General features: G+C 49.5%; 2 protein-coding genes. One reads left to right on the forward strand and one right to left on the reverse strand.

Annotated features, from left to right (window positions below; translation table 11 throughout):
- The first annotated feature begins 102 nt into the window (after window positions 1-102).
- Complete coding sequence (locus L3X40_RS21805; protein ID WP_237367425.1) at window positions 103-645, forward strand: TetR/AcrR family transcriptional regulator; 543 nt, start codon at window positions 103-105, stop codon at window positions 643-645.
- A gap of 151 nt (window positions 646-796) precedes the next feature.
- Here L3X40_RS21805 and L3X40_RS21810 read toward each other — a convergent pair.
- The coding region (locus L3X40_RS21810; RefSeq protein WP_237367426.1) for a hypothetical protein at window positions 797-1,291 on the reverse strand (495 nt) is incomplete at its 5' end.

Genomic DNA, 1,291 nt, shown 5'->3' on the forward strand with positions numbered 1-1,291 from the left:
TGAGACCGTATACGTTGACGCAGACTGATCAGAGCATCTCAAAATCTACCTTGCAAACGGGGCGGGCCATACGTTTTCGAAAATGGCTATGCCGCCACAAGCATGTCTGAAATCGCGGGCAAACTCGGCGGATCGAAAGGCACCTTGTGGAGCTATTTTCCGTCAAAAGCAGACTTGTTTGCAGCGATGATAGACGATGCCACAATAGAATTCCGGCAACAGTTGAATGCGTTGCTCCAAGTGCATGAGGATGTGCGCTCCACTCTTATGCGGCTATGTCGACATTTCGTCAGAAGGCTTACTGATCCCGGGGCCATTTGCCTTTATCGACTGATCCAGGGCGAAGGCGGCCGGTTCCCGGAAATCGGACCGATTTTTCACGAACGCGGACCCAAAAACGTCAGAATCATAGTCGCCGCCTATCTGGACCAATGCATTGCCGATGGGACAATTCGAAAGGTGGATACGATGGTCGCGGCGAATAATCTCACCGCATTGTGCATGGCGGGCGCGTATCAGAAGATACTGCTTAACATGATGGATGACGCCAGAGAAGAAGACATACAGGCCGATGCTGAAAACGCTGTCGATATTTTCATCCGCGCATATGGCGTCGATCAGGACGAAGTGTCGGGCCTCAGCTAAGAAGCCAAATGCACGGTGATAACCTGGCAGTCTTTAGGGATGCTACGGTACATGCGGGCATGACGGTCCCGACCAGGGACAACTAGGTAAGACTCCGTATTGGGGCGGTTATAGCCATGTGCAAAGCATCATTCCATCTGTGCAACTAACCTCACATATAGGAACGTGATATGCTTTCATTCATCGGCAACCATTTTTCAGTGCTTGTAGTCGTTGGAATGTCACTTTTCGCTTGCGCGCTCATAGCTGTCAGCATCCACGACAATTTGACTGGCGATAAAGGCTGACAGTGGGTCCAAAACACCCTGAAGTCGGCCAGTAAGGCGCATCCAGGATCGCAGGATCGCAGGATCGCAGGATCGCAGGATCGCAGGATATTGCGATCCTCGCCGTGCAAATACAAGTGGCCGGGGAGGTCAAAAAGGGCTAGGGCTTGTATCGAACAATTAATATAAAAATTTGATAAATATAACTTTAAATTCATTTCTATAATCCACCCCCACATTCTCCCCCACAATTTCCCGCGCTTAATGTCATCTGCTGCTGTACGATTCTCTTCATGATTAGGTGATGTCAACGTCGGGGTAAAATTGTGCAAGATTCCGGTGTAAAACTGTACCAGTTGGATTGAACAAAAAGCCTCAGA

The sequence above is a fragment of the Rhizorhapis sp. SPR117 genome (assembly GCF_021742065.1).

Excerpts from the sequence above, each read along its gene's own strand:
- L3X40_RS21805 (WP_237367425.1), top strand. The coding sequence starts at position 103 with ATGTCTGAAATCGCGGGCAAACTCGGCGGATCGAAAGGCACCTTGTGG.